This is a genomic window from Streptosporangium vulgare, from assembly GCF_042428775.1.
Lineage (GTDB): Bacteria > Actinomycetota > Actinomycetes > Streptosporangiales > Streptosporangiaceae > Streptosporangium > Streptosporangium vulgare.
Genome location: NZ_JBHMBS010000003.1, coordinates 73,132 through 97,511 on the forward strand (window position 1 = coordinate 73,132; position 24,380 = coordinate 97,511).

At 71.6% G+C, this 24,380-nt stretch carries 20 protein-coding genes and 2 pseudogenes; 16 read left to right on the top strand and 6 right to left on the bottom strand.

What is annotated here, in order from left to right:
* Window positions 1-150: 150 nt before the first annotated feature.
* From tnpA to ACFFRH_RS07275, 8 genes and pseudogenes are all read left to right on the top strand, one after another.
* Window positions 151-540: pseudogene (gene tnpA, locus ACFFRH_RS07240) on the top strand (IS200/IS605 family transposase).
* Window positions 541-546: 6 nt separating this feature from the next.
* Window positions 547-615, top strand: a pseudogene (locus tag ACFFRH_RS07245) (hypothetical protein); the annotation flags it as partial.
* 304 nt (window positions 616-919) lie between these two features.
* Window positions 920-1,837: an RNA-guided endonuclease InsQ/TnpB family protein gene (locus ACFFRH_RS07250; protein WP_344743272.1), complete on the top strand. Its 918-nt coding sequence runs from the start codon at window positions 920-922 to the stop codon at window positions 1,835-1,837.
* A gap of 102 nt (window positions 1,838-1,939) precedes the next feature.
* The gene (locus ACFFRH_RS07255) at window positions 1,940-2,674 is read left to right on the top strand and encodes a phosphocholine cytidylyltransferase family protein (RefSeq protein WP_344743273.1); all 735 of its coding nucleotides are present in this window, start codon (window positions 1,940-1,942) and stop codon (window positions 2,672-2,674) included.
* Window positions 2,675-2,679: 5 nt separating this feature from the next.
* Entirely contained in the window at window positions 2,680-3,720 is a 1,041-nt protein-coding gene (locus ACFFRH_RS07260; protein ID WP_344743295.1) for an iron-containing alcohol dehydrogenase family protein, read from the top strand.
* Window positions 3,698-4,465, top strand: coding sequence for a CDP-alcohol phosphatidyltransferase family protein (locus ACFFRH_RS07265; RefSeq protein ID WP_344743274.1), 768 nt, complete (start codon window positions 3,698-3,700; stop codon window positions 4,463-4,465). Before ACFFRH_RS07260 ends, ACFFRH_RS07265 begins: the two co-directional genes overlap by 23 nt.
* A gap of 195 nt (window positions 4,466-4,660) precedes the next feature.
* A complete protein-coding gene (locus ACFFRH_RS07270) occupies window positions 4,661-5,542 on the top strand; it encodes a glycosyltransferase family 2 protein (RefSeq protein WP_344743275.1) in 882 nt (293 codons plus the stop codon).
* A gap of 13 nt (window positions 5,543-5,555) precedes the next feature.
* Window positions 5,556-6,431 (top strand): sugar kinase, encoded by an 876-nt coding sequence (locus ACFFRH_RS07275; RefSeq protein WP_344743276.1) that lies wholly within the window; start codon window positions 5,556-5,558, stop codon window positions 6,429-6,431.
* Between the two features lie 15 nt (window positions 6,432-6,446).
* On the opposite strand, the gene ACFFRH_RS07280 is transcribed toward ACFFRH_RS07275, so the two are convergent.
* The 5 genes from ACFFRH_RS07280 to ACFFRH_RS07300 all read right to left on the bottom strand — a co-directional run bounded on the left by ACFFRH_RS07280 (window position 6,447) and on the right by ACFFRH_RS07300 (window position 13,985).
* Window positions 6,447-7,184, bottom strand: a complete 738-nt coding sequence (locus ACFFRH_RS07280; protein ID WP_386155186.1) for an acetoacetate decarboxylase family protein — start codon at window positions 7,182-7,184, stop codon at window positions 6,447-6,449.
* Entirely contained in the window at window positions 7,169-8,245 is a 1,077-nt protein-coding gene (locus ACFFRH_RS07285; protein ID WP_344743277.1) for a glycosyltransferase family 4 protein, read from the bottom strand. The genes ACFFRH_RS07280 and ACFFRH_RS07285 overlap by 16 nt, the downstream gene beginning before the upstream one ends.
* A gap of 100 nt (window positions 8,246-8,345) precedes the next feature.
* The gene (locus ACFFRH_RS07290) at window positions 8,346-10,442 is read right to left on the bottom strand and encodes an acyltransferase family protein (protein ID WP_344743278.1); all 2,097 of its coding nucleotides are present in this window, start codon (window positions 10,440-10,442) and stop codon (window positions 8,346-8,348) included.
* A gap of 278 nt (window positions 10,443-10,720) precedes the next feature.
* Window positions 10,721-12,340, bottom strand: coding sequence for an LCP family protein (locus ACFFRH_RS07295; protein ID WP_344743279.1), 1,620 nt, complete (start codon window positions 12,338-12,340; stop codon window positions 10,721-10,723).
* Window positions 12,341-12,494: 154 nt separating this feature from the next.
* Window positions 12,495-13,985, bottom strand: coding sequence for a hypothetical protein (locus ACFFRH_RS07300; RefSeq protein WP_344743280.1), 1,491 nt, complete (start codon window positions 13,983-13,985; stop codon window positions 12,495-12,497).
* 159 nt (window positions 13,986-14,144) lie between these two features.
* Here ACFFRH_RS07300 and ACFFRH_RS07305 point away from each other — a divergent pair, with 159 nt between their 5' ends.
* The 4 genes from ACFFRH_RS07305 (at window position 14,145) to ACFFRH_RS07320 (ending at window position 18,888) form a co-directional block, all read left to right on the top strand.
* Window positions 14,145-16,292: a hypothetical protein gene (locus tag ACFFRH_RS07305; protein ID WP_344743281.1), complete on the top strand. Its 2,148-nt coding sequence runs from the start codon at window positions 14,145-14,147 to the stop codon at window positions 16,290-16,292.
* A 233-nt stretch (window positions 16,293-16,525) separates the two neighbouring features.
* Window positions 16,526-16,660: a PIN domain-containing protein gene (locus ACFFRH_RS07310; RefSeq protein WP_344743282.1), complete on the top strand. Its 135-nt coding sequence runs from the start codon at window positions 16,526-16,528 to the stop codon at window positions 16,658-16,660.
* A gap of 255 nt (window positions 16,661-16,915) precedes the next feature.
* The gene (locus ACFFRH_RS07315; RefSeq protein ID WP_344743283.1) at window positions 16,916-17,809 is read left to right on the top strand and encodes a glycosyltransferase family 2 protein; all 894 of its coding nucleotides are present in this window, start codon (window positions 16,916-16,918) and stop codon (window positions 17,807-17,809) included.
* Window positions 17,809-18,888, top strand: a complete 1,080-nt coding sequence (locus tag ACFFRH_RS07320; protein WP_344743284.1) for a glycosyltransferase family 4 protein — start codon at window positions 17,809-17,811, stop codon at window positions 18,886-18,888. The genes ACFFRH_RS07315 and ACFFRH_RS07320 overlap by 1 nt, the downstream gene beginning before the upstream one ends.
* Here the strand turns inward: ACFFRH_RS07320 and ACFFRH_RS07325 are convergent.
* Window positions 18,852-19,808, bottom strand: a complete 957-nt coding sequence (locus ACFFRH_RS07325; protein ID WP_344743285.1) for a lysylphosphatidylglycerol synthase domain-containing protein — start codon at window positions 19,806-19,808, stop codon at window positions 18,852-18,854. The genes ACFFRH_RS07320 and ACFFRH_RS07325 overlap by 37 nt on opposite strands.
* A 260-nt stretch (window positions 19,809-20,068) precedes the next feature.
* Here ACFFRH_RS07325 and ACFFRH_RS07330 point away from each other — a divergent pair, with 260 nt between their 5' ends.
* The 4 genes from ACFFRH_RS07330 to manB all read left to right on the top strand — a co-directional run bounded on the left by ACFFRH_RS07330 (window position 20,069) and on the right by manB (window position 24,362).
* Window positions 20,069-20,908: a class I SAM-dependent methyltransferase gene (locus ACFFRH_RS07330; protein WP_386155192.1), complete on the top strand. Its 840-nt coding sequence runs from the start codon at window positions 20,069-20,071 to the stop codon at window positions 20,906-20,908.
* Between the two features lie 211 nt (window positions 20,909-21,119).
* The gene (locus ACFFRH_RS07335; RefSeq protein WP_386155194.1) at window positions 21,120-22,037 is read left to right on the top strand and encodes a lysylphosphatidylglycerol synthase domain-containing protein; all 918 of its coding nucleotides are present in this window, start codon (window positions 21,120-21,122) and stop codon (window positions 22,035-22,037) included.
* Between the two features lie 91 nt (window positions 22,038-22,128).
* Entirely contained in the window at window positions 22,129-23,250 is a 1,122-nt protein-coding gene (locus tag ACFFRH_RS07340; RefSeq protein WP_386155196.1) for a glycosyltransferase family 4 protein, read from the top strand.
* 20 nt (window positions 23,251-23,270) lie between these two features.
* A complete protein-coding gene (gene manB, locus ACFFRH_RS07345) occupies window positions 23,271-24,362 on the top strand; it encodes a mannose-1-phosphate guanylyltransferase (RefSeq protein WP_425581700.1) in 1,092 nt (363 codons plus the stop codon).
* The last annotated feature ends 18 nt before the right edge of the window (window positions 24,363-24,380 follow it).

Genomic DNA, 24,380 nt, shown 5'->3' on the forward strand with positions numbered 1-24,380 from the left:
GATCGGAGGTACCGGGCGTGGGCCCCTGGCTTCAGCCATGGGGATAAGCCCGGCGCGACAGGGGGCGTGCTCTGTCCTGATGAGAGTTCTCCATGATGGGTCATCGAATCTTTGAGCGGTAGGTCGCTCTCTTCTGCATACTGACTCAGTGTGACCGTGACGCTCCGGACGATCAGCGTCAGCGCCTTCCGGTGTGCGTTGCACGTGGTGTGGTGCCCCAAGTAGCGGTGGCGGGTTCTGGGTGGTCGGATCGAAGAACGGCTCAAAAAGTTGATCCGTAAGGTGATCGAGGAGAAGGGGGCGTGACCGGTGGAGTTCGACGTCATGCCCGACCACGATCACCTGCTGGTTGAGGTGGACCTCCGGTTCGGGATCCACAAGCTGGTCAAGGCCGTCAAAGGCCGTACCTCTCGCCTGCTGAGCGAAGAATTTTCGACGCTGAGGTCGAAGTCGTCGGCCTTGTGGGCGAACTCTTCCTTCGTGGCGAGCGTGGGTGGTGCGCCCCCAGAGGTGGTCACGCGCTACGTCGAGAACCAGTGATCGCCTATGCTTACCGGACGCAAGTACCGCCTGGAATTCACCGCCGAACAGGGTGAATTCGCCGAACGCATCGGCGGGGCGTGCCGGTCGGTGTGGAACACCGCGCTGGAACAGCGCCGGATCCACCGTCAGCGCGGGGGGTGGATCGGCTACCACGACCAGGCCCGCCAAGTGGCTGAGGCGAAAGCGGAGTTCCCATGGCTGGCCGAGGTGCCCGGTCACTGTCTGCAGCAGGCGTTGATCGACCTGGATCAGGCGTGTGCCATGCACGGCACGTGGAAGGTCCACTGGAAGTCGAAGGCCGCCAACCCGCCGAGTTTGCCGGTTTCCCGAGGGCGGGAAAATCACGGTCGAGCGGCTCAACCGGCGCTGGGCGCGGGTGAAGCTGCCCAAACTCGGCTGGGTCCGCTTGCGTATCACCCGCCCGCTCGGCGGGAAGGTCAAGAACGCCACCGTCAGTCGGGACGGCGAGCACTGGTACGTCAGCTTTCTCGTCGAGGACGCGCTCCCCCCGCCTGAGCGGCACGCCGACCCCGGCAGCGCCGTGGGGATCGACCTGGGCGTGGTCAAGGTCGTGACCCGCTCCGACGGCCGCTTCCACCACCAGGTGTTCGCCCGTGATCGGGAGGTCGAGCATGCCAAGAAGCTTCAGCGGGACTTCGCCCGGACCACGAAGAGATCGGCCCGGCGCAAGAAAGCCGCCGCGCGGGTCGCCGGCATGGCGCGGAGGGTTCGCAGACGCCGGGAGGACTTCGCCGCCAAGACCGCCCATATTCTGGCCACGGGTTTTGAGTTGGTCGTGTTCGAGGCACTCAAGACCAGGAACATGACCGCCGGGGCCGAACCCAGACCAGACCCTGAGCGGCCGGGCGCGTTCCTGCCGAACGGGGCTGCCGCCAAGGCCGGACTGAACCGGTCCATCTTGGACAAGGGCTGGTACCGGATCGAGGTGGCCACCCGTAGCAGGGCCCGGTATACGGGCACTCATGTGATCACTGTCAATCCGGCGTACACGAGTCAGACGTGCGACGTGTGCAAGGTGGTGGATCGGAAGTCCCGCGAGAGCCAAGCGGTCTTTCGGTGCACCTCTTGCGGACACACAGCACACGCCGACGTGAACGCCGCCAAGAACATACTCACCGCCGGGAGGGCGGAGTTCGCACAGCCCAGACCGGGTGTGCGAGCTGGGGCGCGCAAACCACGCAACCGCGTGGGCCGCAAGGCCAACCGCCAAGCAACAGCAGCGCAGACCACCGCAACAGCGGCGTCCAGGCTGGCTGAAATCCCCCGGCTTTAGCCATGGAGAGCACTTCAATACACGATCAGGGCCTGAAGGCAACTAATCTTTGGGGCCTAGGAGTGCCCGCCGGGAGGCTCTCACCCGAATGAGGAGTGCACGTTGCTGGGAATGGTGCTGGCCGCCGGGGCCGGACGACGCCTGCGGCCGTACACGGACACGCTGCCCAAGGCGCTCGTGCCGGTCGACGGCGACACCACGATCATGGACATCTCGCTGCGCAACCTCGCGGCGGCCGATCTCCGTGACGTCGTGGTCATCGTCGGCTACCAGGCGCAGGCGGTACACGAGCGCAAGGCCGAGCTGGAGCGGCGGCACGGCGTGAAGCTCACCCTCGTGCACAACGACAAGGCCGAGGAGTGGAACAACGCCTACTCCCTGTGGTGCGCGCGAGACTACTTCGACCAGGGCGTGCTCCTGGTCAACGGCGACACGGTGCACCCCGTCTCGGTGGAGGAGACGCTGCTCTCCGCGCCGGCGACCACCGACATCCTGCTCGCGGTCGACGACGTCAAGAAGCTCGCCGACGAGGAGATGAAGGTCACCCTCGACGGCGACCGCCACCTGCGGCTGATCACCAAGCTGATGGACCCGGCCGGCGCCGCCGGTGAGTACATCGGCGCCACGCTCATCCGCCCCGGCATCGGCGACCGTCTCGCCGACGCCCTCCAGGCCACCTTCGAGCGCGACCCGCAGCTCTACTACGAGGACGGCTACCAGGAGCTCGTCGCCCGCGGTGAGAAGATCGCCGTCGCTCCGATCGGCGACGTCCCGTGGGTCGAGGTAGACAACCACGACGACCTCGCCAAGGCGCGGGAGATCGCGTGCCGATACTAGCCAGGATGCTCCCGGCCCCCCTGTCGATGGAGGTGCGCCGGGGCGCCGTCGCCCAGCTGGGCTCGTTGCTGGCCGACAGCAGGGTGGCGACCTCGGGGCGGGTGGCGGTGGCCGTGGGCGCGGGCCAGGGAGACAGGATCGCCTCGGTGATCACTCCCTCGCTCGGCGAGGCCCAGGTCTTCCGGGTGCCCGACGGCTCGGTCGACGCGGCGATCTCGCTCGGCGCCGACCTGCGCAAGGGCGCGTACGAGGCGGTCGTGGGCATCGGCGGCGGCAAGACCATCGACGTGACCAAGTACGCCGCGTCGCTGGCCGGGATCCCGATGGTGGCGGTGGCCACCAACCTGTCGCACGACGGGATCTGCTCGCCGGTGGCGTCGCTGACGCACGACGGCGGCAAGGGCTCCTTCGGCGTGCCCATGCCGCTGGCCATCATGGTGGATCTCGATTTCGTCCACGACGCGCCCGCCTCGCTGGTCCGATCCGGGGTCGGCGACGTGGTCAGCAACCTCTCCGCGATCGAGGACTGGCAGCTCGGCGCGAGCGAGCGCGGGGAGCCGATCGACGGCCTGGCCTGCGCGATGTCCCGGACCTCGGCGGAGGCGGTGATCGGCAGGTCCGACTCGATCGAGTCCGACGCGTTCCTCACCGTGCTGGCCGAGGCGCTCATCCTGTCGGGCATGTCGATGGTGGTCGCCGGCTCCTCACGTCCATCGAGTGGCGGAGACCATGAGATCCTGCATGCCGTGGATCAGCTTTTTCCCGGCACCTCCAATCACGGCGAGCTCGCCGGGATAGGTGCCGCATTCTGTTTCTTCCTCCGCGAGGACTCACGGAGGCTCAACCAGGTCGTCGACTGCCTGCGCGGGCACGAGCTGCCGGTCACCCCCGTCGACGTGGGGTTGTCCCCGGCCCAGTTCACCGAGGCGGTCATGCTGGCCCCGGCCACACGCCCCGGCCGCTACACGATCCTCGAGCACCTGCGTCTGTCGGAGCCGGAGATTCACGATCGGGTGGAGGATTATGTCCGGGCCGTCGGTCGCTGAGCTCCGTGCGGTGGCCCAGCCGCACTCGACCATGGACCGCAACAGCGGCGAGCACTGGGCCGGTGCTCTCTACATGCGCAAGCTGTCGATCTACGTCACCTGGTTCCTCGCCAAGACGCCGATCAGCCCCAACCAGACCACCTGGCTGATGATCCTCACCGGCCTGCTGGCCGGAGCCGTGCTCGCGCTGCCCGGACTCTGGGCGGCGGTCCTCGCGGCCCTGCTGGTCCAGCTCTACCTGCTGCTCGACTGCTCCGACGGCGAGCTGGCCCGCTGGACCGGCCGCACCTCCATCACCGGCGTCTACCTCGACCGGGTCGGCCACTACTTCGCCGAGGCGGCCATCCTCATCGGGCTGGGCTTCCGGGCGTCGGAGATCCTGCCCGACTGGTACACCGTGGTCGGGTTCGCCGCCGCGCTCGGCGCCATCCTGATCAAGGCGGAGACCGACCTGGTCGACGTGGCCCGAGCGCGCTCCGGGCTGGTCGCGGCGACCGAGGCCTCGGCCGAGCACTTCCGGTCGCGCGGGCTGGGCATGGCGCGCAGGGCGGCCGCGGCGCTGAAGTTCCACCGGATCGTGCAGGCGGTCGAGCTGTCCCTCCTCATCGTGGTCGCCGCGATCTGGGACGCGATCAACGGCGGTCTGGCGGCGACGAGGATCCTCGTGGTGGCCTGCGTGGTCGTCGCCGTGCTGCAGATGATCCTGCATCTGATCAGCATTCTGGCGTCCAGGCGGCTCTCATGAGGAACCGGATGGCGTCCGGGCGCGTCGTAAGTGCGAACACCCCGCTGTTTGGCAGGTGTTCGCCAGCGGTTCCGATACGCTTGTCCCCCGGTATGCCAGGAAACTCCAGCCCCGCCAGAATTCCCGACCCAGCAGACTCGGTGATCATGAAAGTATGCTCCGTACGTGCTCGCGACGCGTCAGGACGATGACCCGTTGAAGATCTCGTGCGTCATCCTCACCATGGGCAACCGGGTCCCCGAGCTGGACCGGGCGGTCGAGTCCGCGCTGAACCAGGTCGACGGTGACGTCGAGGTCGTCATCGTCGGCAACGGCACGGACGTCCCCGAGCTGTCGGCCGCCGTGCCCTCCGGCTCCTCGGCCTCGATCAGGAGCGTGCGGCTGAACCACAACGCGGGCATCCCCGCGGGCCGCAACCGCGGCGTCGAGGAGTGCTCGGGCGACGTCGTCCTCTTCCTCGACGACGACGGCTGGTACGCCGACATGGGGCTCGTCTCCCACCTGCGGGAGCGCTTCTCCACCGAGCACGACCTCGCGGTCGTCTCCTTCAGGGTGAAGGACCCCGACGGCGGCATCGGCCAGCGCCGTCACGTGCCCCGCCTGCGCGCGGGCGACCCCGAGCGGTCCTCCCCGGTCACCACCTTCCTGGGCGGCGCGTGCGCCATCCGCCGCTCGGCCTTCCTCCAGGTCGGCGGTCTGCCCGAGCGTTTCTTCTACGCCCACGAGGAGACCGACCTGGCGTGGAGGCTCCTCGGCGAGGGCTACCGCATCGAGTACGACGCCAAGACGGTCATGTACCACCCGCAGGTCCCCCCGACCCGGCACACCGACTTCTACCGCCTCAACGCCCGCAACCGGGTCTGGCTCGCCCGCCGCAACCTTCCCTGGGTGCTGGCCGGACTCTACCTCCTCAACTGGATCGTGCTCACCCTGGTCCGCGAGCGCTCCAGGCCGGCTCTGCGCGCCTGGTTCAAGGGCTTCACCGAGGGGCTCCGCGAGCCCGCCGGCGAGCGCCGTCCCATGGGATGGAAGACCGCCTGGCGGATGCTCCGCCTCGGCCGCCCGCCGATCGTCTGACCCCCGATCCACGGTGGACGTCTACACACTGGGCGAGGCGTTCGGCGTCGTCACCAGCGGCCGGATCCGCCACGAGCACGAGGCCAGGCTGGACGTCGCCGGGGCCGAGTTCACCGTCGCGGTCGGGTTGTCCAGGCTCGGACACCGGGTGGGCTGGCTGGGCAAGGTCGGCGGCGACGAGCTGGGGGCGAGGATCCTCACCGCGCTGCGCGGCGAGGGCGTGGACGTCTCCGACGCCCGGGTGGACGAGGCGTCCCCGACCGGGATCCTCCTGAAGGAGTCGAGGCTCGGCCAGGCCTCCAGGGTCACGTACTACCGCACCGGCGTCAGGCTCGCCCAGGGGAACGTTCCGGTGGACCGGATCGCGGCCTCCCGCGTCCTGCACGTCAGCGGGATCACCGCCGCGCTGAGCGCGCGCGACGCCATGCACGCCGCCGTACGGGCCGCGCGGACCGCCGGGGTCGCGGTCTCGGTGGCGATCGACTACCACGACCAGCTCTGGCCCGACCTGCGCGAGGCCGAGGAGGTCCTCAGCGTGCTAGCCTGCTCTGCCGACGTGCTGTTCGTCCGGCAGACCGAGCTGGACCTGGTCAAGCCCGCGCTCACCGGGGACCGCGAGGTCATCGTGACCCGCGGCGCCCGGGGGGCGAGCGTGCGGGTCGACGGTGTCCGCCACGACGCCGCCAGCCTCTCCACGCCCGTGGTCGACCCCAACGGCTCCGGGGACGCCTTCGTCGCGGGCTATCTCAGCGCGCTGCTGGAAGGTCTCCATCCGGCCGACCGGCTGCGCCGGGGCGGGCTGCTCGCGGCCTTCGCCTCGTCGGGGCCCAGCGACTGGCAGGGCCTGCCGACGAGGGCCGAGCTGCCCCTCCTGGAGCTCGACGGCTGATCCCGTACGGGGCCGTCAGGGTTCCTTGGCCTCGCCGAACGACATGGCCAGGTGGGAGATCGTGCTCGTCACCAGGGCGCGCTTGGGCAGGCCGAGCTCGCTCAGCTCCCTGGCGATCGGATGGTTGCCCAGGCGGATGAGAGCGCCGCCGGGACGCGCGCGGATGCCCCGGGGGGTGAGCGACCAGGGGATGCGGCGGGTGACGCCGTCCCGGTGGCTGTAGGCGTCGAGGGCGGTCACCATGCCGGTGCCCGGCACCGGGACGCCGGGTTTGATCAGCAGGTCCAGCACCAGGCGGCCGTCCTTGCGGACGATGCACCGCTTGTAGGGGGAGGACATGCGCAGGTCGATGTCGGCGAGCTCCTTGGGAAAGCCCCAGATGGCGCGGCCCGCCTCCAGGGTGAAGCCCTGGTCGACCGGGAGCCAGTGGACGAACGCCCCGGCGCCGGTGCGGCGCAGCTCGGCCAGGTTCGCGCGCAGCCCCCCGCCTGGGACGTGGCCCGAGCCGGGGGGCCTGGCCAGGAAGGCGACGCCGAACTCGTGGTAGCGGTCGAGGTCGCTGTCGAGATAGTCGGCGAACACCAGCGTGCACAGGGCCTTGCGGGGCAGCACCTCGGCGACGTCCAGATGCGAGTAGGCGATCACCGCCCGTGCGGCGTCCGCCCTGACCAGGTAGGACGCGCTACAGACCATGACGTCGCGGACGCGGACCGGCATGGTGACCTCGCGCCCCTGGATCAGATGGCGTGCCATGCCTCCAGTACACCAATCTCCAGGCCGGACGTCACTGGTTTGCCGGCCCATTCCTCCAGCCGTCCGACGAACGCGCCCGCGTGGTCCGGCCAGTTGTGACGGGCGAGGGCCTCGGCGTGGCCGCGCCCGCCCATCGCGGCGGCCCCTTCGGGGTCGTCCCGCAACGCCAGCACCACGCGTACCGCCGCCCGCGCGTCCCCGAAGGGGACGACGACGCCGCACCCGACCCGCTCGACCATGGACGCCGCGGCGGGCAGGGGGGTGGTGACCACCGGGACGCCCCGGGACATGTAGTCGATGATCTTGGCTGGTACGGGCCGGGGGCCGGGCGCGTCGTGCGGGAGCGACAGGCCGGCGATCGCCCCCTCGGCCATCCGCATCGCGTGCCGGTTGGGCACGTAGCCGTACCAGTCGAGCAGGCCCTCCCGCTGCGCGTCCCGCAGCAGCGGCCTGATCCGGACGTCGGCGGAGCCGATCAGGTCGAGCCTGATCCCGTACGGGAGCAGCAGCCGGGCCGTTTCCACCAGCTCGGCCACGCCTCCGGCCTCGGAGAGGTGGCCGACGTGGACCACCCGGTTCCGGCCGGGCGGCGCGGGCGGCACCGAGGGCACGTAGGCGGCGTTGGGCACGACCGGGTGGGGGCCGGAGAACCGCTCCCGGTAGGAGTCCTCGGCCAGGATCAGGTGCAGGCGGTGCTCCGCGCGGGCCTCGACCCGGCGTACCAGCGCGGGCAGGGCCCGGCGCAGGTGGCCGGGGAGGCCGGTGGTCGCGCCCCAGGCGGTCCCGGCGTCCCCGCGCACGTCCCAGACGGTGACGGGACGGCGCCTGGGCAGGCGGAACAGCAGCTCCATGTCGTGTACGACCAGCAGGTCGGCGCCCTCCACCCCGCGCTTGAGGGCCCCTCGGGCGGCCTTCAGCGCCCGCCTGCGACGCCCGGCGGTCGCCCGGGGCACGTCGATCGCCCGGATCCCGGGATCCGGGGTGACGTTGCAGTCGGTGAAAGGGGCGACGTAGGTGATCTCATGCCCGGCGTCGAGGAGCGACCGGATCTGCCGATGCATGATCCGGGCGTCCTCTGGGTGATGAGCGATTGTCGCGACGCATACCCGCATATCCCGATGCTGAGCGTTCGTTCCGTCATCACCGGATGTGTGGGGTTAATTACCGGGTAACTGACGCTGAACTCTCCTTGGCGGCGGGCGTGGCGTCGGCCGGTGCGGTGGTAGCGGTGGTGGCGGTGGTGGCAGTGGTGGCGGCGGGAGGGGACGGGCGGCGGTAGAGCCACACCAGGCGGGGTTCGAGCATCCACTTGAAGAGCTTGCGGGTCTCCGGCAGGCACAGCACGATGGCGAGGGCGAGCGAGCTGCACGCGATCGCCGCCACGCCCAGCGGGCCGTACAGCCAGGGGAAGCTCAGCCAGCCCTGGTCCTTGGCGATGACCACCACGACGCCGTGGAGCAGGTAGGCGTACAGGGTGCGGGTGCCGAGGTCGGAGAACCAGGTCTCGCCCCGGGGCACCAGCGCGAGCACCGCGACCGTCATGACCAGCGCCGCGATCAGCACGGCGCCGCGCACGCCGAAGCCCAGCCACCAGGACATGTCCATGGCCTTGAAGCTGTAGCGGAAGTAGATCGGGTCGAGCGGGACGCGGGGCGCGATGACGATCGCCACCCCGGCGGCGCCGACGAGGACGACCGCTGAGGTGATCTTGACCCAGAGGGGCTTGAGCAGGTCGAAGTGCTCCGGCTTGAGCAGCAGGCCGAGCACGTAGAACGGCAGCAGGCCGAAGAAGCGGTCGATGCTGAAGTCGCCGGAGATCTCCGAGAAGCCCGCGGCCATGTAGATGACCACCGCGACCAGCAGCGGCTGCCGCATCCGCGTCCAGATGGGCGTGGAGATCCGCCAGAGGACCAGGGCCAGCAGATACCAGTTCAGCCAGGCCGGGTCAATTATCGTCAGCGTCCACTTCTGGCCAAGCCCGTAGCGGAGCAGCGCGTAGCCGATCTCCACGACCACGTACGGGATGAGCAGGGTGTCGACCAGCTTGTTGATCTTCGCGTTGGAGTTCCAGAAGTTGCGGCCCAGGTAGCCGCTGATCAGCACGAACGCCGGCATGTGGAACATGTAGATGAACAGGTACGCGGACTCCGCCGAGTGCGCCTTCAGGGTGGGGACCAGCGAGTGGCCCGTCACCACCAGGGCGATCAGGACGAACTTCACGTTGTCGAGGTAGGGCTCGCGCTTCTTCTTGGCCGGAGGGGCCGGGGTCTCCTCCTCGGCGACCGTCTCGCGCTCGCGCTCCGCCCGCAGCTCCTGCTCGGCCTGCGGGCCCTGGCTCCAGAACGAGGGCTCGCTCTCCCGGTTGGTGTTCTCCCAGTAGGAGAAGGGCCGCTCACCGGCCGGCCGGGGCTCCTGCCGGGGTCGCGGGGCGGACGGCGGTCGTACCGGGTCGGGGAACCGTACGGGAGCCTGGGGCTCGCCGGGCAGCCGGGGGCGGCCGGGAAGCTGGGAGTCTCCGGGGACGCCGGGCTGTGCCGGGGCGGGCGCCTGGCCGGGAGCCTGAGGGCGCGCGGCTCCCCCCGGCGGGGGGACGCGCGGCGGCGTGGGCGGCGGAGCCCAGTCGGGCCGGGGGATCGGCACCTGGGGGGCGCCCTGCGGGGGAGTGGGGCCGTCCTGCGCCCACGACGGCATCGGCGAGGGGGAATCCTCCCACGCCCGCGATGTCGAGGGTGAGGAGCCCTCCTGTGCGCGCGGCGGCACCCGGGGGGAGGGGTCCTCCCGGGTGCGCGGCGGCACCGGGAGATCCTCCTGGGCCCACGACGCCTGCGCCCACGATGACTCCTGCGCCCACGCCGGCCCGTCATGGGACCACGTGGGCTCCTCGCGGATCCACGACGGCTCCTGGGGGACCGGCTCGGACGCCAGGGGCTTGGACAGGTCGAGCGGGTCGTGGGAGCCGTGAGGACCGTCGGTGTGGGGCTCGCGGTACGCCGGGTAGCCTCCCCATTCGGTGACCTCGCCGGGGCTCTCCTCCCAGCCGTCCCCGGCGTCGCGCCGGGACGCCCTGCCGGAGGCGGCCGGACCCGGGGTCGGCGGCTCGGGCCACGAGGGCTGGGAGCCGCCGGGTGCCTGCGCGTGACCGGGCGCGGGCCACGGGGCGGACCTCCGGCCCTGCCCGCCGGTGGACCCACCGGAGCCGGGGTCGGAGCCGCCGTCGTCCTGGGGGGCCGGCACCTGGAAGGATCGGATGTCGCTCACGAGGGGAAGGCTCAGCTATCTGTCGGAGACCGGGGGGCAGTCGGGCAGACCGGCGGGGCGCCCGGGGGACGGGCCGGGGGTGCGGGCGGGCGTTCGCCTCGCGGCCTTGAACAACCCTAAACCGACTGTGCGCCCTCTGTCGCACACGCGCACTCTGATTCGGGCGGTTCTCGGGTAATCGTGACTGTCCATATCCCGGTGAGCGGCCGGTTCCCGTCGCCTCCGGGAGTGGGGGCTCCCCGCCCCCGGGCACGATGTCCGGTTCGTCGTGCCGGGGGTCAGGTGCAGGGGTTGGTCTTGCTGTCGACGACCTTGTCCGTGAGGGCGTCGGGGATCTTCGGGAGGGCGCGGACGCCCGGCCAGTCGGCGCCGATGATCAGCTGGATGACCGGCCCGGCCGGGGCCTTGCCCCCCGGGGTGGGCGGGGGCGCCACGGACGGGACGTACTTCTCGGTGGTGACCGGCTTGATCTTGCCCGCGACCGGGACGCGCTTGTCGCTGGAGAGCCTGGCGGCCAGCGCGTCGCCGTACGAGAGGCCGTCGGCGGCGTCCTTCTTGGCGTAGCGGATCGTGGTGGTGGGCACGTTGCCGGTCGCCGGGCGGGCGTTGCCGACGTGGGTGACCACGAAGCCCTGGTCGGCCAGCTCGGCGGCGACCTCCCTCGCCCTGTTCGGGGTGTCCGTGCCGTTGAAGACCTGGACCCTGACCTGCTCGCGCTTGACGGCGGGCTTGGCCTTGGGGTCCGGGGGCGGGGTGACCTCGGTGTCGCTCTTGATCGCGGCGAACAGCTGGTTCGCGTACGGCTGCACCCAGGCGACCCGGTTGGGGTCGTCGGGGTGGGGGCCCCACGGGACGGTGATCAGCTTGACGCCGCCCGCGGTCAGCTTCTGGGCGCTCTGCCCGATCTGGAGCAGCGTGCCGGTGTCCTTGGCCAGTTCCTCGTCCATCCGGACGGACTTGGCGGCGGTGTTGATGAAGTTCAGCATCTTGGCGGGGTCGGTCAGCAGCTCGCTGCTGGTGGCCTTCTTCACCACCTGGCTGAGGAAGACCTGCTGGCGCTTGATGCGGCCGATGTCGCTGCCGTCGCCGTAGCCGCGCAGCCGGACGTAGCCCAGCGCCTTCTCGCCCGCCAGGAGGTGCCAGCCCGCCGAGAGGGTGAGCTTGGCCTTCTTGTCGTCGACCGGCTTGGTCAGGCAGACCCTGACGCCGCCGAGGGCGTCCACGATGTTCTTGAAACCGGTGAAGTCGACCTCGACGAAGTGGTCGATGCGGATGTCGGTGAGCGCCTCGATCGTGGTGATCGTGCAGGTGATGCCGCCCTCGTTGTAGGCGGCGTTGATCATCTCGGTGCGGGCCGCCACCGGTGCGCCCGTCTCGGACTTGCAGGCGGGCATGTCGACCACCGAGTCGCGGGGGAAGCTGACGAACGTCGCCTTGTCGCGGTCGGGGGCGATGTGCATGAGGATGATCGTGTCGGTGCGCTTGCCCGCGTTCGCCATCTTCTGGCCGTACTTGAGGTTGTCGCCCTCGCGGGTGTCGGAGCCCACGATCAGCACGTTGAGGGCGCCCTTGACGGCCGCGGGCCGGTCGTTGCCGAGCTTGTCGTCGATCTTGAGGCCGCTGATGTTGCCGACCGTGTTGCGGTAGACCCCGTAGCCGCCCAGGGTGCCGAGTATCAGCAGGCCGGTCGCCGCGATGCCGGCCCAGGCGCCGACGGTGAGCCGTCCCTGCTTGCGGCCCCTGCCCCTCGGCGCCGCTTCTTCGGGCTGTGTCGGGAGGTCTCTCGGAGAGATCTCCGGGGGAGGGCCCTCCCCTCCCGCGCGCCGCGCGCCCCGGCGACCGGGGGAGGTCGGTTCGCTCCGGCGGTCTCTGACGGCCGCCTGCCGGTGGTCGCTCATGCGATCCTCCCGCTAGGCGGCGTCGTCCGGTGCCCGTGCTCGATCATCGAGCCCATAGGGTAGATCACGAGGTGCGCGCCAGGAGTCGTGATGATGCGAACTTGGCCAAGACCGCCCCCTGACACCGCCATGTTGGATCCGGCGGCCAGCATACTCAAATCCGGACATTAGTAGGAATGTTACTGAAATTAGGTTTACGAACGGCAAGTGCCGCCGCGAGGCAGGCGGCGGGCACGGCCGGCAGGACGTACCGGTAGTCGAACTCCGCCACCGCCGCCGGCATCACCAGCAGCACCACCGCCACCGACCAGGGCAGCGCCCACGCCGTGGAGTCCGGGCGAAAGCGCCGGACGCACGCCGCCGCGGGCGGTAGCAGCAGGATCACCAGGACCGCCGCGCCAGGCAGTCCGGCGATTCCCTGATAGGTACGGATCCAGCCCGCGTACGGTTCGACGATCCGGGTGGAGATCGGGCCCCGCTCGTAGCGCTTCGCGGCCTCGGCGCCCACGGTCGCCGGATAGCGCCCCGGCGGCGCGGGCGGTGTCGCGGGGAACTGGTAGTAGTCGTAGATCTCCTGGTCCGGGTATATCGGGCGGCCCACGGTGAACGAGCGGGCCAGCTCCGAGGTGACCGAGCCGAGATAGTCCAGCGGCTGGCTCATGATCGCCAGCGACGCGAACCGCCCGGCCAGCGTGTCGTTCGTCCTGGTGAAGGTGATGCCGGGCAGTTTGACCAGCGGCGAGTCCTGCGCCCAGACGTACTCCTGCGCGGGGGGCCGCCGCGCCGCCGGGCGGGGGTCGCAGAGCACGGCCAGGTCGGGCGGCGGGCGCATCACGCCGCAGTCGGCGAAGGTCATCGTCTTGCCGTACAGGAAGACGCCGTTCGCGCCCACGATGCCGATCCGCTGGTACGTCGCGTAGAACCAGGCCCCGTACCCGACGACGGGCAACGTCGCGGCGGCGAGCATCACCCCCGCCGCGAGCACCCGGCCCCGCTCCCTGAAGATCAGCCAGGCCGCGAAGAGGGCCACCAGCGGCAGCCCGACGGTCCTGGTCAGCGTCGCCGCCGCGAGCAGCAGCCCGATCCCGCACGCCGAACGCCATCCGACGGACCCGCGCACGGCCAGGCAGGCGGCCGACATGACCAGGACCCCGAACAGGGTGTCGGAGACGAGCAGGTGCTCCAGCTGGATCTGGTAGGCGTCCAGGAGGGAGGGGACGGACGCGAGCGTGGCGGCCCAGCCGGGCGCCCGCAGCCGCCGCGCGGTGAGATAGACCAGCACGCCGACCAGCAGCCCGAGCAGGTGCTGGGCCAGCGCGACGACGGCGAACTCGTGGAACGGTTCGAGCAGTCGCATGAACATCGGGTACCCGGCGGGACGGACCAGGTCGGGCCGGGGCTTCAGGGCGGTGACGACGTAGGTGTAGGAGTCGGGGAACCACAGCGCGGGCCGGTAGCCCAGCATGGTGATCACCCGCAGCGCGATCCCCGCCGCCAGCACGACCAGGAACCAGCGGTGCTCCAGGAGCCGGTGACGACCCCGGAACCGGCGCTCCCGGAGCCCGCGGCCGCCCCCGGGCCCGCGGCGGTCAGGAAATTCGCGGTCACCCCGGAACCCGCGATACCGCCGCACCCACCCGATCACTCGTCCCCCTCCTCGCACGCTGCGCGTACGCTACCGGCTTCCACCTGCCTCCGCGCTCGCGCCGGACCCCGTGTCCGCGGCCCCGAACCCGGATCCGGGCCCGCCCGGGCACGGCGTGCCGGGGGCGGGCCGAAAGTGGCACTACGCTCGGTTCGCATCATGACCACCGGCTGGCTGGACCCTACGCGCAGGCCCTCGGCGGGCCGGGTGCTCGCCGTGGTCTCCGTCGTGCCCGCGCTCGTCCTGGCCGGCTGGCTGCTGGCCGGGCTGCCGCTGCTGCTGCTCGGCTGGTTCCGGCCGCTCGTCGCGGTCCCGCTGGGGCTGGCGGCCGTCGCGCTGCTGTGCCGGTACGGCCTGCGCCGCCTGCCGGAGACCGTCGAGGCGACCGCCTGGCAGGTAACCGGGGTGGTCGCCGCCGCCCTGGCCTCCGGGATCTTCAACGGCCTCCTCCACGGCGAGCAGCTGATCGTCCGCCGAGACCCCGCCACCTATGCCCAGTACGGCGTCTGGCTGGCCCGGCACGGCTCGCTGCCGATCCCCTTCCAGGAGCAGGCGTTCGGCGGCACCGACCCGGCGCTCCACTTCGACAGCGTGGGCTTCTACGCCTCCGGCGGCGCGGTCGTGCCGCAGTTCATGCCAGGGGCGCCGATGCTCCACGCGGTGGGCGCCTGGCTGGGTGACGTCGCGGGGCTGCTGCTGGTGCCGCCGGTGCTGGGTGCGGCGGCCGTGCTCGTCCTCGCGGGGGTCGTCGCCCGGCTCGTCGGGGCTCGCTGGGCGCCTCTCGCCGCGCTGGCCTTCGCCGTCTGCCTCCCGATCCTCTACACCTCGCGGACGACCTTCAGCGAGATCCCGTCCCTGGTCCTGCTCTTCGGTGGTCTCGCCCTGCTGTACGACGCCGAGGCCAGGCTCCGTCCCGGCGCCGTCGGCGCCGGTCACCCGCCGCCCATGTCCTCCGGCTCCGGCGTGTCCGGTGTGTCCGGTGTGAGGGCGGCGCGGGCGGGGGCGGCCCTGGCGGGGCTGGTGTTCGGGCTCGCCGTCCTGGTCAGGATCGACGGGTTGCGCGACGTGCTCCCCGTGCTCGGCTACGCCGGGCTGCTCATCGCCCTGAGCCGGGTGGGGGACCGCGACGGGGGGCGGCTGGGCGTGCCGCTGCTCGGCGGGCTGGCGGCGGGGGCCGGGCTGGGGCTGGCCGCCGCCTACCTGCTGTCCAGGCCGTACCTGAACTATCTGTCGGACTCGGTCGTCCCGCTGCTGGCCATCTGCGGCGCGGTCCTGGTCCTCACCGTGGCGGCTGCGGCGCTCGCCCCGCGGCTCGCGGGGCCGCTGCGGCGGGTGGCCGGTGTCCCGAGGCTGCCCGAGATCGCCGCCGGCCTGGTCGCGCTGGTCGCGGTGGCCTTCGCCGCCCGCCCGTGGCTGGAGACCGTGGTCCGGCGGCCCGTCACGCAGGACGACCGGGTGACCGCGGAGTTCATCAAGGGCGTCCAGCGGATCAACCGCCTGCCGCTCGACGGCACCCGGCTCTACTACGAGAACTCGGCGCACTGGGCGGTCTGGTACGTCGGGCTTCCCGTGGCGCTCCTGGCCGTCCTCGCCGCGGCCCTGCTCGTGCGCGGGCTGGTCAAGGGGAGGGCCCCCGGCTGGCTGCTGCCGCTCGCCGTGATCGGCTGGACCACGGTCACCACGCTCTACCGGCCCGGCATCACCCCCGACCACCCGTGGGCCGCCCGGCGGCTGGTCCCCGTCGTCATCCCCGGCCTGATCCTGCTCGCCGCCTGGGGCCTGCGCTGGGCGCGCGACAGGGCACGGAGGTCGGGATACGGCCAGGGCGTGCGCAAGGGCCTCGTCGCGGCCGGCGCGGTCCTCTTCCTCGTCCCCCCGGTGATCACCTCGGGGGGAACGGCGTTCAGCCCGGTCGACCGGGGCGAGCTCGCCGCGGTCGAGAACATGTGCGCGGCCCTCCCGCCGCGCGCCTCGGTGCTCGTCGTCGAGCGCGTCACCGCCGCCCGCTTCACCCAGGTCGTCCGGGGCGTCTGCGGCCTCCCGGCCGCCCGTCTCACGATCTATCACTCCGACGTCCCCAGGGCCTCCGACGTCGCCCGGCTGGCCGCCCGCGTCCGCGCCGCCGGACGCACCCCGGTCCTGCTCGCCGCCGAGTCCCGGCAGCTCTCCGGGTACGGCACCCCTGTCCACATCATGAACCTCCGCACCCGCCAGGACGACCGCTCCCTCGTCGACGCCCCCAACGGCACCTGGTCCCTGGCCGCCGACGTCTGGATGACCGTTCCACGTGCGAACACGGACACGTGAGGGACGGAGCCGATGAGTCGTCCTCCGGGGAACCGGAGCGCGGGTCGCGCGCCCTGCCGCGGGCCGGAGTTCGTCGTGCCCCGTCGGCATGGCGGGCACTGACGTCTGGATGACCTTCTCAGCGGACCGTTGCCGCTGTTCGGAGAGGGTTTTCTCTGAGATGTGGCCACTTTGAAGTTACGATTGCCACATGAGTGAGCCGTTGTCCGACGATCGTGGGGGTGACCGACTGCATGAACGTCGTGCTGGCGGCACGCTACGACACAGCGACGATCTTCACCTTGGACGAACGGCACTTCCGCGTGATCACTCCGCTCAACGGGGCGGACGCCTTCACTCTTCTGCCGGCTGACGCGAAACTTCCCTGAGACGTCGCCTCTTCCCGACAAACCGCTGTGTCGAGATCACTGTCTCGGGTGCGAACGGATGGTTGCAGGCGGGGCCCGGGAGACAGACGGCGTCCGGGCGGTGGAGGGCACGGGTGGGAAGTGAGCCGGTCCGGTGGGCGGTCCAAAGCCGTACCGGGAAGCCGTCCCGAGAAGGTGATGTGCGCTCGGGCCTCGTCCGGGCAGAGTATCCTCGCCCGTCGAGAGCATGCCCGAGAGCCCGAGAGTGGATCAGCCGTGGACGCAACGCCGTACGTGACCATCGTCCTGCCGTGTTACAACGAGCAGGACCACGTCATCGCCGAGGTCGAGCGCATCTGCGAGGCCATGGACCACAGCGGATACACCTACGAGCTCGTCGCGGTCGACGACTTCTCCACCGACGAGACCCTGGCCAGGTTGCAGGAGGCCGCCCCCCGCTTCCCGAACATGCGGATCAGGGCCTTCCACCGCAACGGCGGCTCCGGCACGGTGCGCAGGATCGGCACCCAGGAGGCGCGCGGCGAGATCGTCGTGTGGACCGACGCCGACATGACCTACCCGAACGAGCGCATCCCCGAGCTCATCCAGATCCTGGAGAAGGACCCGGCGATCGACCAGGTCGTGGGCGCGCGGACCAGCGAGGAGGGCTCGCACAAGTTCCTGCGGGTCCCGGCCAAGTGGTTCATCCGCAAGGTGGCCGAGCGGCTCGCCGGGCAGAAGATCCCCGACCTCAACAGCGGGCTGCGGGCGTTCCGCAAGTCGGTCGCGAAGCCCTATCTGAGGCTGCTGCCGCCCGGGTTCTCCTGCGTCACGACGATCACGCTGTCGTTCCTGTCGAACCAGCACGACGTCTACTACCTGCCGATCGGCTACAGCAAGCGGGCGGGCAAGTCCAAGTTCAGCTTCGTCTCCGACGCCTACCGCTACATCCTGCAGGTGCTGCGGATGGTCATGTACTTCAACCCGCTCAAGGTCCTCATGCCGCCCGCGCTCTGGCTGGTCGGCATCGGCCTGGTCAAGGGCGTCGTCGACATCGTCCGCTACGGGTTCTACCTGACCAGCAACACCATCGTGATCTTCCTGTCCGGCCTGCTCATCGGCTCGCTGGCGCTGCTGGCCGACCTCATCGTGCGCTCCAGGAGCGAGTAGTGCGGATCGCCGTCGTCGGGCCGACGTACCCCTACAAGGGCGGCGGGGCCGCGCACACCACCGAGCTCGCCCACCGGCTGCGGGCCGCCGGGCACGACGTGGTGATCGAGTCGTGGCGGGCGCAGTACCCCTCCTTCCTGTATCCGGGCAAGCAGACCGCCGACACGCCAGACGGCGAGCCGTTCCCGCACGTCCTGCGCGACCTCGACTGGCGCCGCCCCGACGGCTGGGTCCGCGCCGGGAGGCGGCTCAGGAGCGCCGACCTGGTCGTCCTCGCCGTCCTCAGCCCGGTGCAGGTCCCCCCCTACCTGGGCATCCTGTACGGCCTGCGCCGCCGGACCCGGGTCGTGGCGCTCTGCCACAACGTCCTGCCGCACGAGCGCAAGCCGTACGACACGCCGCTGATGAAGGCGCTGCTGCGCCGGGTGGACGCGGTGCTCGTCCACTCCGAGGGGCAGGCCGGCAAGGCCCGCGAGCTGGCGGCCGCGCCCGTGCGGGTGGCCGAGATGGCCCCGCACCTCCCGTCGGGGACCGAGCGCCGCGGCCCGGAGGAGGGCGTGCACCACAGGCTGCTGTTCTTCGGCCTCGTCCGGCCGTACAAGGGACTGGACCTGCTGCTCCGCGCGCTGCCCGAAGGGGTGTCGCTGCGGGTCGCCGGGGAGTTCTGGGGCGGTCTGGAGGAGACGACCAGGGCGCTCGTCACCGAGCTGGGGCTGGACGGGCGGGTGGAGCTGCGGCCGGGGTACGTGGCCTCGGCCGACGTGCCGGGGCTGTTCGCGGACGTGGACGCGCTGGTCCTGCCCTACCGGAGCGGGACGGCGAGCCAGCAGGTGTGGCTCGGCCACGAGCACGGGGTGCCGGTCGTCGCCAGCCGGGCGGGCACGCTCGGCGACCACGTCACCGACGGCGTGGACGGGCTGCTGGTCGAGCCGGGCTCGGTGGAGGGGCTGCGCGCCGCGCTGGCCGCGTTCTACCGGCCGGGCGAGCCCGAGCGGCTGCGCGCCGGGGTGAAGGCCGTCGATCCCGAGCCCTACTGGACCTCCTACGTCGAGACGCTGGTCTCGGACCCCGCGCGCTGACGGTCCGCGGGGCCGGAGAGGCGTCCCCACAGGAAGCCGATCCCGGCCCAGCTCAGGTCGGCCAGGGTGAACATCACCCGCGACACCACCGCGGCCACCAGCGCCCTGGGGGAGTCGAGAACCGGCGCAAGGGCGAGCACCAGCGCCCCCTCGCGGACGCCGATCCCGGCGGGGACGATCACCGTGACGATGCCCGTCGCCCAGGCCAGCGCGTAGGCGCCGACCGCCACCGGATAGAGGGAGGCGCCCGAGGCGCCCAGGTCGGCCATCGGCAGCAGCAGGTGGGGGCCGTACACCAGCCAGCCGGTGACCGTGAGGGCGACCGCGACGAGCACGGCCCTGCCGCCGAGCAGCCGGCCCTGGCCGAGGGGCTCCTGGCGGGCGACCCGCAGGGCCAGGTTGAGCCCGAAGGTGAGCACCGCCGGGTGCAGGCAGACGGCGATGACGGGGATCAGCGCCAGCAGGTACCACGCCTGGTTCGTCCGGGTCAGGGTCTCGCGCAGGGTCACCGCCGCGACGAGCAGGGCGCAGCCCAGGGAGACCAGCAGGGCGAGGGAGACGGAGCCGAACATGCGCCGGGGCGGGACGTCGTGGTCGCGGCCGAGCTCCATCATCGCGGCGTACGCCCAGACGCTGCCCGGCACGTACTTGCCGAGCTGGCCGACGAAGAACACCCTCGCGGTGCTCCCGAGGGGGAGCGGCGAGCCCATCCCGGCCAGCACCGCCCGCCAGGCCAGCACCATGACGCCGATCCCGGCCATCACCGAGAGGTAGGACCCGGCGAGCGACCACCATGACAGCTGCGAGAACGCGGCCGCCGTCTCGTCACGGTTCCTGACCAGGCCGTAGCCGAGGAAACCCACCGCGACCAGCGCGAGCAGCACCCGGAGGAGGCGGCTTGACCGCAGTCGGCTGAGCATCCGCCCAGGGTACGACGGTCCCGTTACCCGGCGGTAGGGTCGCGGGTCACCGGTACTCTTGGGCGGCGTGGCGGAGTGCCCCCGGGCGCCGCGCGCCACCCGGGAGCCGCTTTCCCCGGGGAGCGCTTCTCCGGGAAGTGCTCTTGGGAAGTGCTTTCCGGAGGCGCCGTACGGGAAGCGCGGTCCAGGGAAGAGGGTCCCGGCGTCACGCGGAGGGACCGGCGTCACGCGGAGGGAAGAAGAGGAACGGTGAGCGAGTGATGAGCGCCGAGCGGGTCGCGCAGCTTGAGTACTCCGAGTTCCAGGCGGCGATGCTGGACGAGGAGAAGCGCCGCAGGAAGGCCGCGAAGATCGTCGCGGTGCTCGGGCACTTCCTCGGCAGGGACAAGGACGTCCTCGCCGGTCTGACGGTCGCCGACATCGGCTGCTCGGCGGGCTTCATCGCCGACGAGCTCGCCGCGGCGGGCGCGCGCCACACGTTCGGCGTCGACATCGACGTGCCGGGCCTGCGCAAGGCGTCCCAGAGGTTCGGCGAGCGGGTCGAGTTCGTGTGCGCCGACGGCACCGCGCTGCCCTTCCCCGACGGCTCGATCGACGTGCTGGTCTTCAACCACATCTACGAGCACGTGGTCGACCCGGACGCGATCATGGCCGAGATGCGCCGGGTGCTCTCCGACGACGGCGTCCTCTACCTGGGGCTGGGCAACCGGCTCGGGGTGATGGAGCCGCACTACAAGCTGCCGTTCCTGTCCTACCTGCCGCCCGCGCTGGCCGACCGCTACGTGCGGCTCTCCGGCCGCGCCGACAGCTACTACGAGCGCTACCGGACCCGCCGGGGCCTGCGGAAGATGGTGCGCGGCCTGCGGGTGTGGGACTACACCTTCCCCGTGCTCGCCACCCCCGCCGCGTTCGCCGGGAACGAGCTCTTCCCCGGCCCGGTGGGACGGGTGGCGGGCGGGGTGCTGTCGAGGCTGCCCCGCCCCGTGCTGCGGGCCCTGCTGCCGGTGGTGCCCACCTACCTGTGGGTGGCGACCAAGGGCGACCGCCGCCCGGCCGGGCCATCCCTGCCCCGGCCGCCAGAGCCGGTACGCCCCCTGTGAGCTCTCGCCGGGCCGTCCGTGAGCCCTCACCCGGTCGCGCCGGAGCCGTCACGCCCCCTGCGGGCGGCTTTCCACGGGTCTCCCGCGAGCCCGCGCCTGGTCGCGCCGCGGCCGCCGGAGCCGCTGTGACCCCGGCCGCGCTCCCGTCTGTGACCCCGGCGGGTCTCCGGTGACCGCGGCCGCCGGATCCGGTACGTCCACCCTGAAGCGCGTGGTCCGCGTCGCCTTCCTGCTCGTCGCGCTCGGGTTCGGCGCGTGGGTGGTGGTGGGCCAGTGGGACGAGATCCGCGCGGGGTTCGCCCGGCTGTCGTGGACGTCGCTCGCGCTGTCGCTGGTCGCGGTGCTCGCCGCGCTGTGCGGCGGGATGATGACATGGCGGGCGCTGCTGGCCGACCTGGGCTCGCCGCTGCCCCTGCGCGACGGGGCGAAGGTCTTCTTCGTGGGCCAGCTGGGCAAGTACATCCCGGGCTCGCTGTGGCCGGTGATCGCCCAGATGGAGATGGGCCGGGAGCTGGGCGTGCCCCGGTCCCGGAGCGCGGCGGCGTTCTTCCTGACGCTGCCGGTGCAGCTCGGCAGCGGGCTGGTGGTCTCGGGGGTGACCCTGCTGGCGGCGCTGCCGGGGTCGGTGGCGCCGTACGCGTGGGTGTTCCTGCTGACCCCGGTGCTCGCGGTGGCCTTCGAGCCCAGGGTGGTCAACGCGGTCCTCGGGTTCGGGCTGCGCAGGCTCGGACGCGAGCCGCTGGAGCGCCCGCTCACCCGCCGGGGCATGCTCACCGCGCTGGGCTGGGCACTGCTCGGCTGGGTCGCGTACGGGCTGCACCTGGCGGCGATCGTCCACGACCTCGGATCCTCCGGACTCACCGCGGTCCTGTTCTCGATCGGCGCGTTCGCGCTGTCGTGGTGCCTGGGGATCATGACGTTCGTCGTCCCGGCGGGGGCGGGGGTGCGCGAGGTGGCGATGGTGGCCGTCCTGGCGCCGGTCCTGGACCGGGGATCGGCCATCGCGGCGGCGCTCTGCTCGCGGATCGTGATCGTTCTCGGCGATCTCCTCTGCGCGGGTCTCGCGGGTCTGGTGGCGCGCCGCGCCGGGGGATCCCGGAAGGACCACGCTTCGGGAAAAGCAGTGTGATTTCCCCCACGGTTTCCGAGACTCTGGCAATAGAGTAAACAGAGGAAGGGGACGGTCGTCCCGCTGTGGATCATGAGGGGAGCGATCCTTCTTGCCGCCGAGAGTGCTCGTCGACGCGGCCGCGGTTCCGGCCGATCGCGGTGCGCTGATCAGGTACGTCGATGGACTCGTCGCCGCACTGGACAGGGCGGGAGCCGATCTCGCGGTCGTCTGCCAGCGCGCCGACGCCGCCAGATACGCCGGCCTGGCGCCTTCCGCGCGAATCGTGCCGGGGCCTCACGGGATCACGAACCGGGCCGCCCGCCTGACGTGGGAGCAGACGGGCCTGCCGTTCCTCGCCCGGCAGGTCGGCGCCGAGGTCATCCACGCCCCTTACTACTCGATACCGCTGAGCTCGGGCCTGCCGACCGTGGCGACCGTCCACGACCTCACCTGCTTCACCGAGCCCCTGCAGCACGACGCGGTCAAGGCGGCGTTCTTCCGCGCCGCGACCCGCACCGCGGTCCGGCACGCCACCCGGGTGATCGTGCCCTCCAAGGCGACCAGGGACGAGCTGATCAGGATCCTCTCGGCCGACCCGACCCGCATCGACGTCGCCTACCACGGCGTCGACCCGGCGCTGTTCCACCCGCCGTCCGAGCGCGAGGTCACGCACGCCTCCGACCGGCTCGGCCTGCACGGCACCCCGTACGTGGCCTTCCTGGGCCCGCTGGAGCCGCGTAAGAACGTGCCAAACCTGATCCGCGGCTTCGTCCGCGCCGTCGGGGACATCCCGGACCCGCCCGCCCTGGTGCTCGCCGGGGGCATCCGCGACGTCGAGGTGGACGCCGCGGTGGAGGAGGTCCCCTCGACCGTACGGGTGCTCCGTCCCGGCTTCCTGTCGTTCGCCGACCTGTGCGGCTTCCTCGGCGGGGCGGTGGTCGCGGCGTTCCCCTCGCGGGGCGAGGGGTTCGGGCTGCCGGTGCTGGAGGCGATGGCCTGCGGCGCGCCGGTGCTCACCACCCACCGCACCTCGCTGCCCGAGGTGGGCGGCGACGCGGTCGCCTACACCGAGCCGGACGCCGAGAGCATCGCCGAGGCGCTGCGCACGCTGCTCTCGTCGCCCGAGCGGAGGGAGGCGCTGTCCGTGGCCGGGATCGCCCGCGCCAAGGAGTTCACCTGGGACGCCTCGGCCGAGGCGCACCTGCTCTCCTACCAGCGTGCGGCCGAGTAGTGAGCTAACCTCGCGGAATGATGGAGACCCCCTTGCCCGATCTAGAGGCGATTCTCCTTGTCGGTGGACGAGGGACGCGCCTGCGTCCGATGACGCTCGGCACCCCGAAACCCCTGCTGCCCACGGCCGGGGTTCCCTTCCTCGCCCACCAGCTCGCCAGGGCGCGGGCCTTCGGCGTGCGGCGCATCGTGTTCGCCACCTCCTACCGGGCGGAGATGTTCTCCGAGGCCTTCGGAGACGGCGAGGCGTTCGGCCTCTCGCTCGAATACATGACGGAGGAGGTCCCGCTCGGCACCGGCGGGGCCATCCGCAACGCGGCCGAGGCGCTGACCTGCGGCCCCGACGCCCCGGTGCTGGTCCTCAACGGTGACATCCTGTCCGGCCACGACATCGGCGAGCAGATCGCGACGCACGTCGCGAGGAAGGCCGCCGTCACCCTGCACCTGACCGAGGTGGAGGATCCCTCGCGTTTCGGGTGCGTGCCGACCGACGAGGACGGGCAGGTGACCGCCTTCCTGGAGAAGACCCCCAACCCGGTCACCAACCGGATCAACGCCGGGTGTTACGTCTTCACCCGTTCGGTGATCGACACCATCCCGGCGGGCGAGGTCGTCTCGGTCGAGCGCGAGACCTTCCCCGGCCTGATCGAGGACGGTGCCCTGGTGCTCGGTTACGCCGACGCCTCCTACTGGCTCGACGTGGGCACGCCCGCCGCCTTCGTGAAGGGCTCCCGCGACCTGGTCCTCGGCCGTCTCGCCTCGCCCGCCCTGCCGGGGCCCACCGGTGACTTCCTCGCCCTGCCCGGGGCCATGATCTCGCCCGAGGCCAAGGTCTCGGGGGGTTCGGTGATCGGCGCCCGCGCGATCGTGGAGTCGGGGGCGCAGGTCAGCGGCAGCGTGCTCGGCGACGACTGCGTCGTGCACTCGGGAGCGGTCGTGGTCGACTCGGTGGTCGGCATCGGCGCCCGGGTCAACTCTGGAGCGGTCCTGCGGGACGTGGTCCTCGGCGACGGGGCCGTGGTCGGCTCGGGGAACGAGCTGATCGCGGGCAGCCGGGTCTGGCCGGGCGTCGTGCTCCCCGAGTTCGCGATCCGCTTCTCCAGCGACATCTGACCGTTCGCGGCGCGGGCA

Bases quoted from the DNA above. Each gene is read 5' to 3' on its own strand.
- ACFFRH_RS07325 (WP_344743285.1), bottom strand. From the start codon at position 19,808: ATGCTCAGCCGACTGCGGTCAAGCCGCCTCCTCCGGGTGCTGCTCGCG.
- ACFFRH_RS07260 (WP_344743295.1), top strand. From the start codon at position 2,680: ATGCTCCCGGCCCCCCTGTCGATGGAGGTGCGCCGGGGCGCCGTCGCC.
- ACFFRH_RS07330 (WP_386155192.1), top strand. From the start codon at position 20,069: ATGAGCGCCGAGCGGGTCGCGCAGCTTGAGTACTCCGAGTTCCAGGCG.
- ACFFRH_RS07310 (WP_344743282.1), top strand. From the start codon at position 16,526: ATGAACGTCGTGCTGGCGGCACGCTACGACACAGCGACGATCTTCACC.
- ACFFRH_RS07280 (WP_386155186.1), bottom strand. From the start codon at position 7,184: ATGGCACGCCATCTGATCCAGGGGCGCGAGGTCACCATGCCGGTCCGC.
- ACFFRH_RS07295 (WP_344743279.1), bottom strand. From the start codon at position 12,340: ATGAGCGACCACCGGCAGGCGGCCGTCAGAGACCGCCGGAGCGAACCG.
- ACFFRH_RS07285 (WP_344743277.1), bottom strand. From the start codon at position 8,245: ATGCATCGGCAGATCCGGTCGCTCCTCGACGCCGGGCATGAGATCACC.
- manB (WP_425581700.1), top strand. From the start codon at position 23,271: ATGGAGACCCCCTTGCCCGATCTAGAGGCGATTCTCCTTGTCGGTGGA.
- ACFFRH_RS07305 (WP_344743281.1), top strand. From the start codon at position 14,145: ATGACCACCGGCTGGCTGGACCCTACGCGCAGGCCCTCGGCGGGCCGG.
- ACFFRH_RS07265 (WP_344743274.1), top strand. From the start codon at position 3,698: ATGTCCGGGCCGTCGGTCGCTGAGCTCCGTGCGGTGGCCCAGCCGCAC.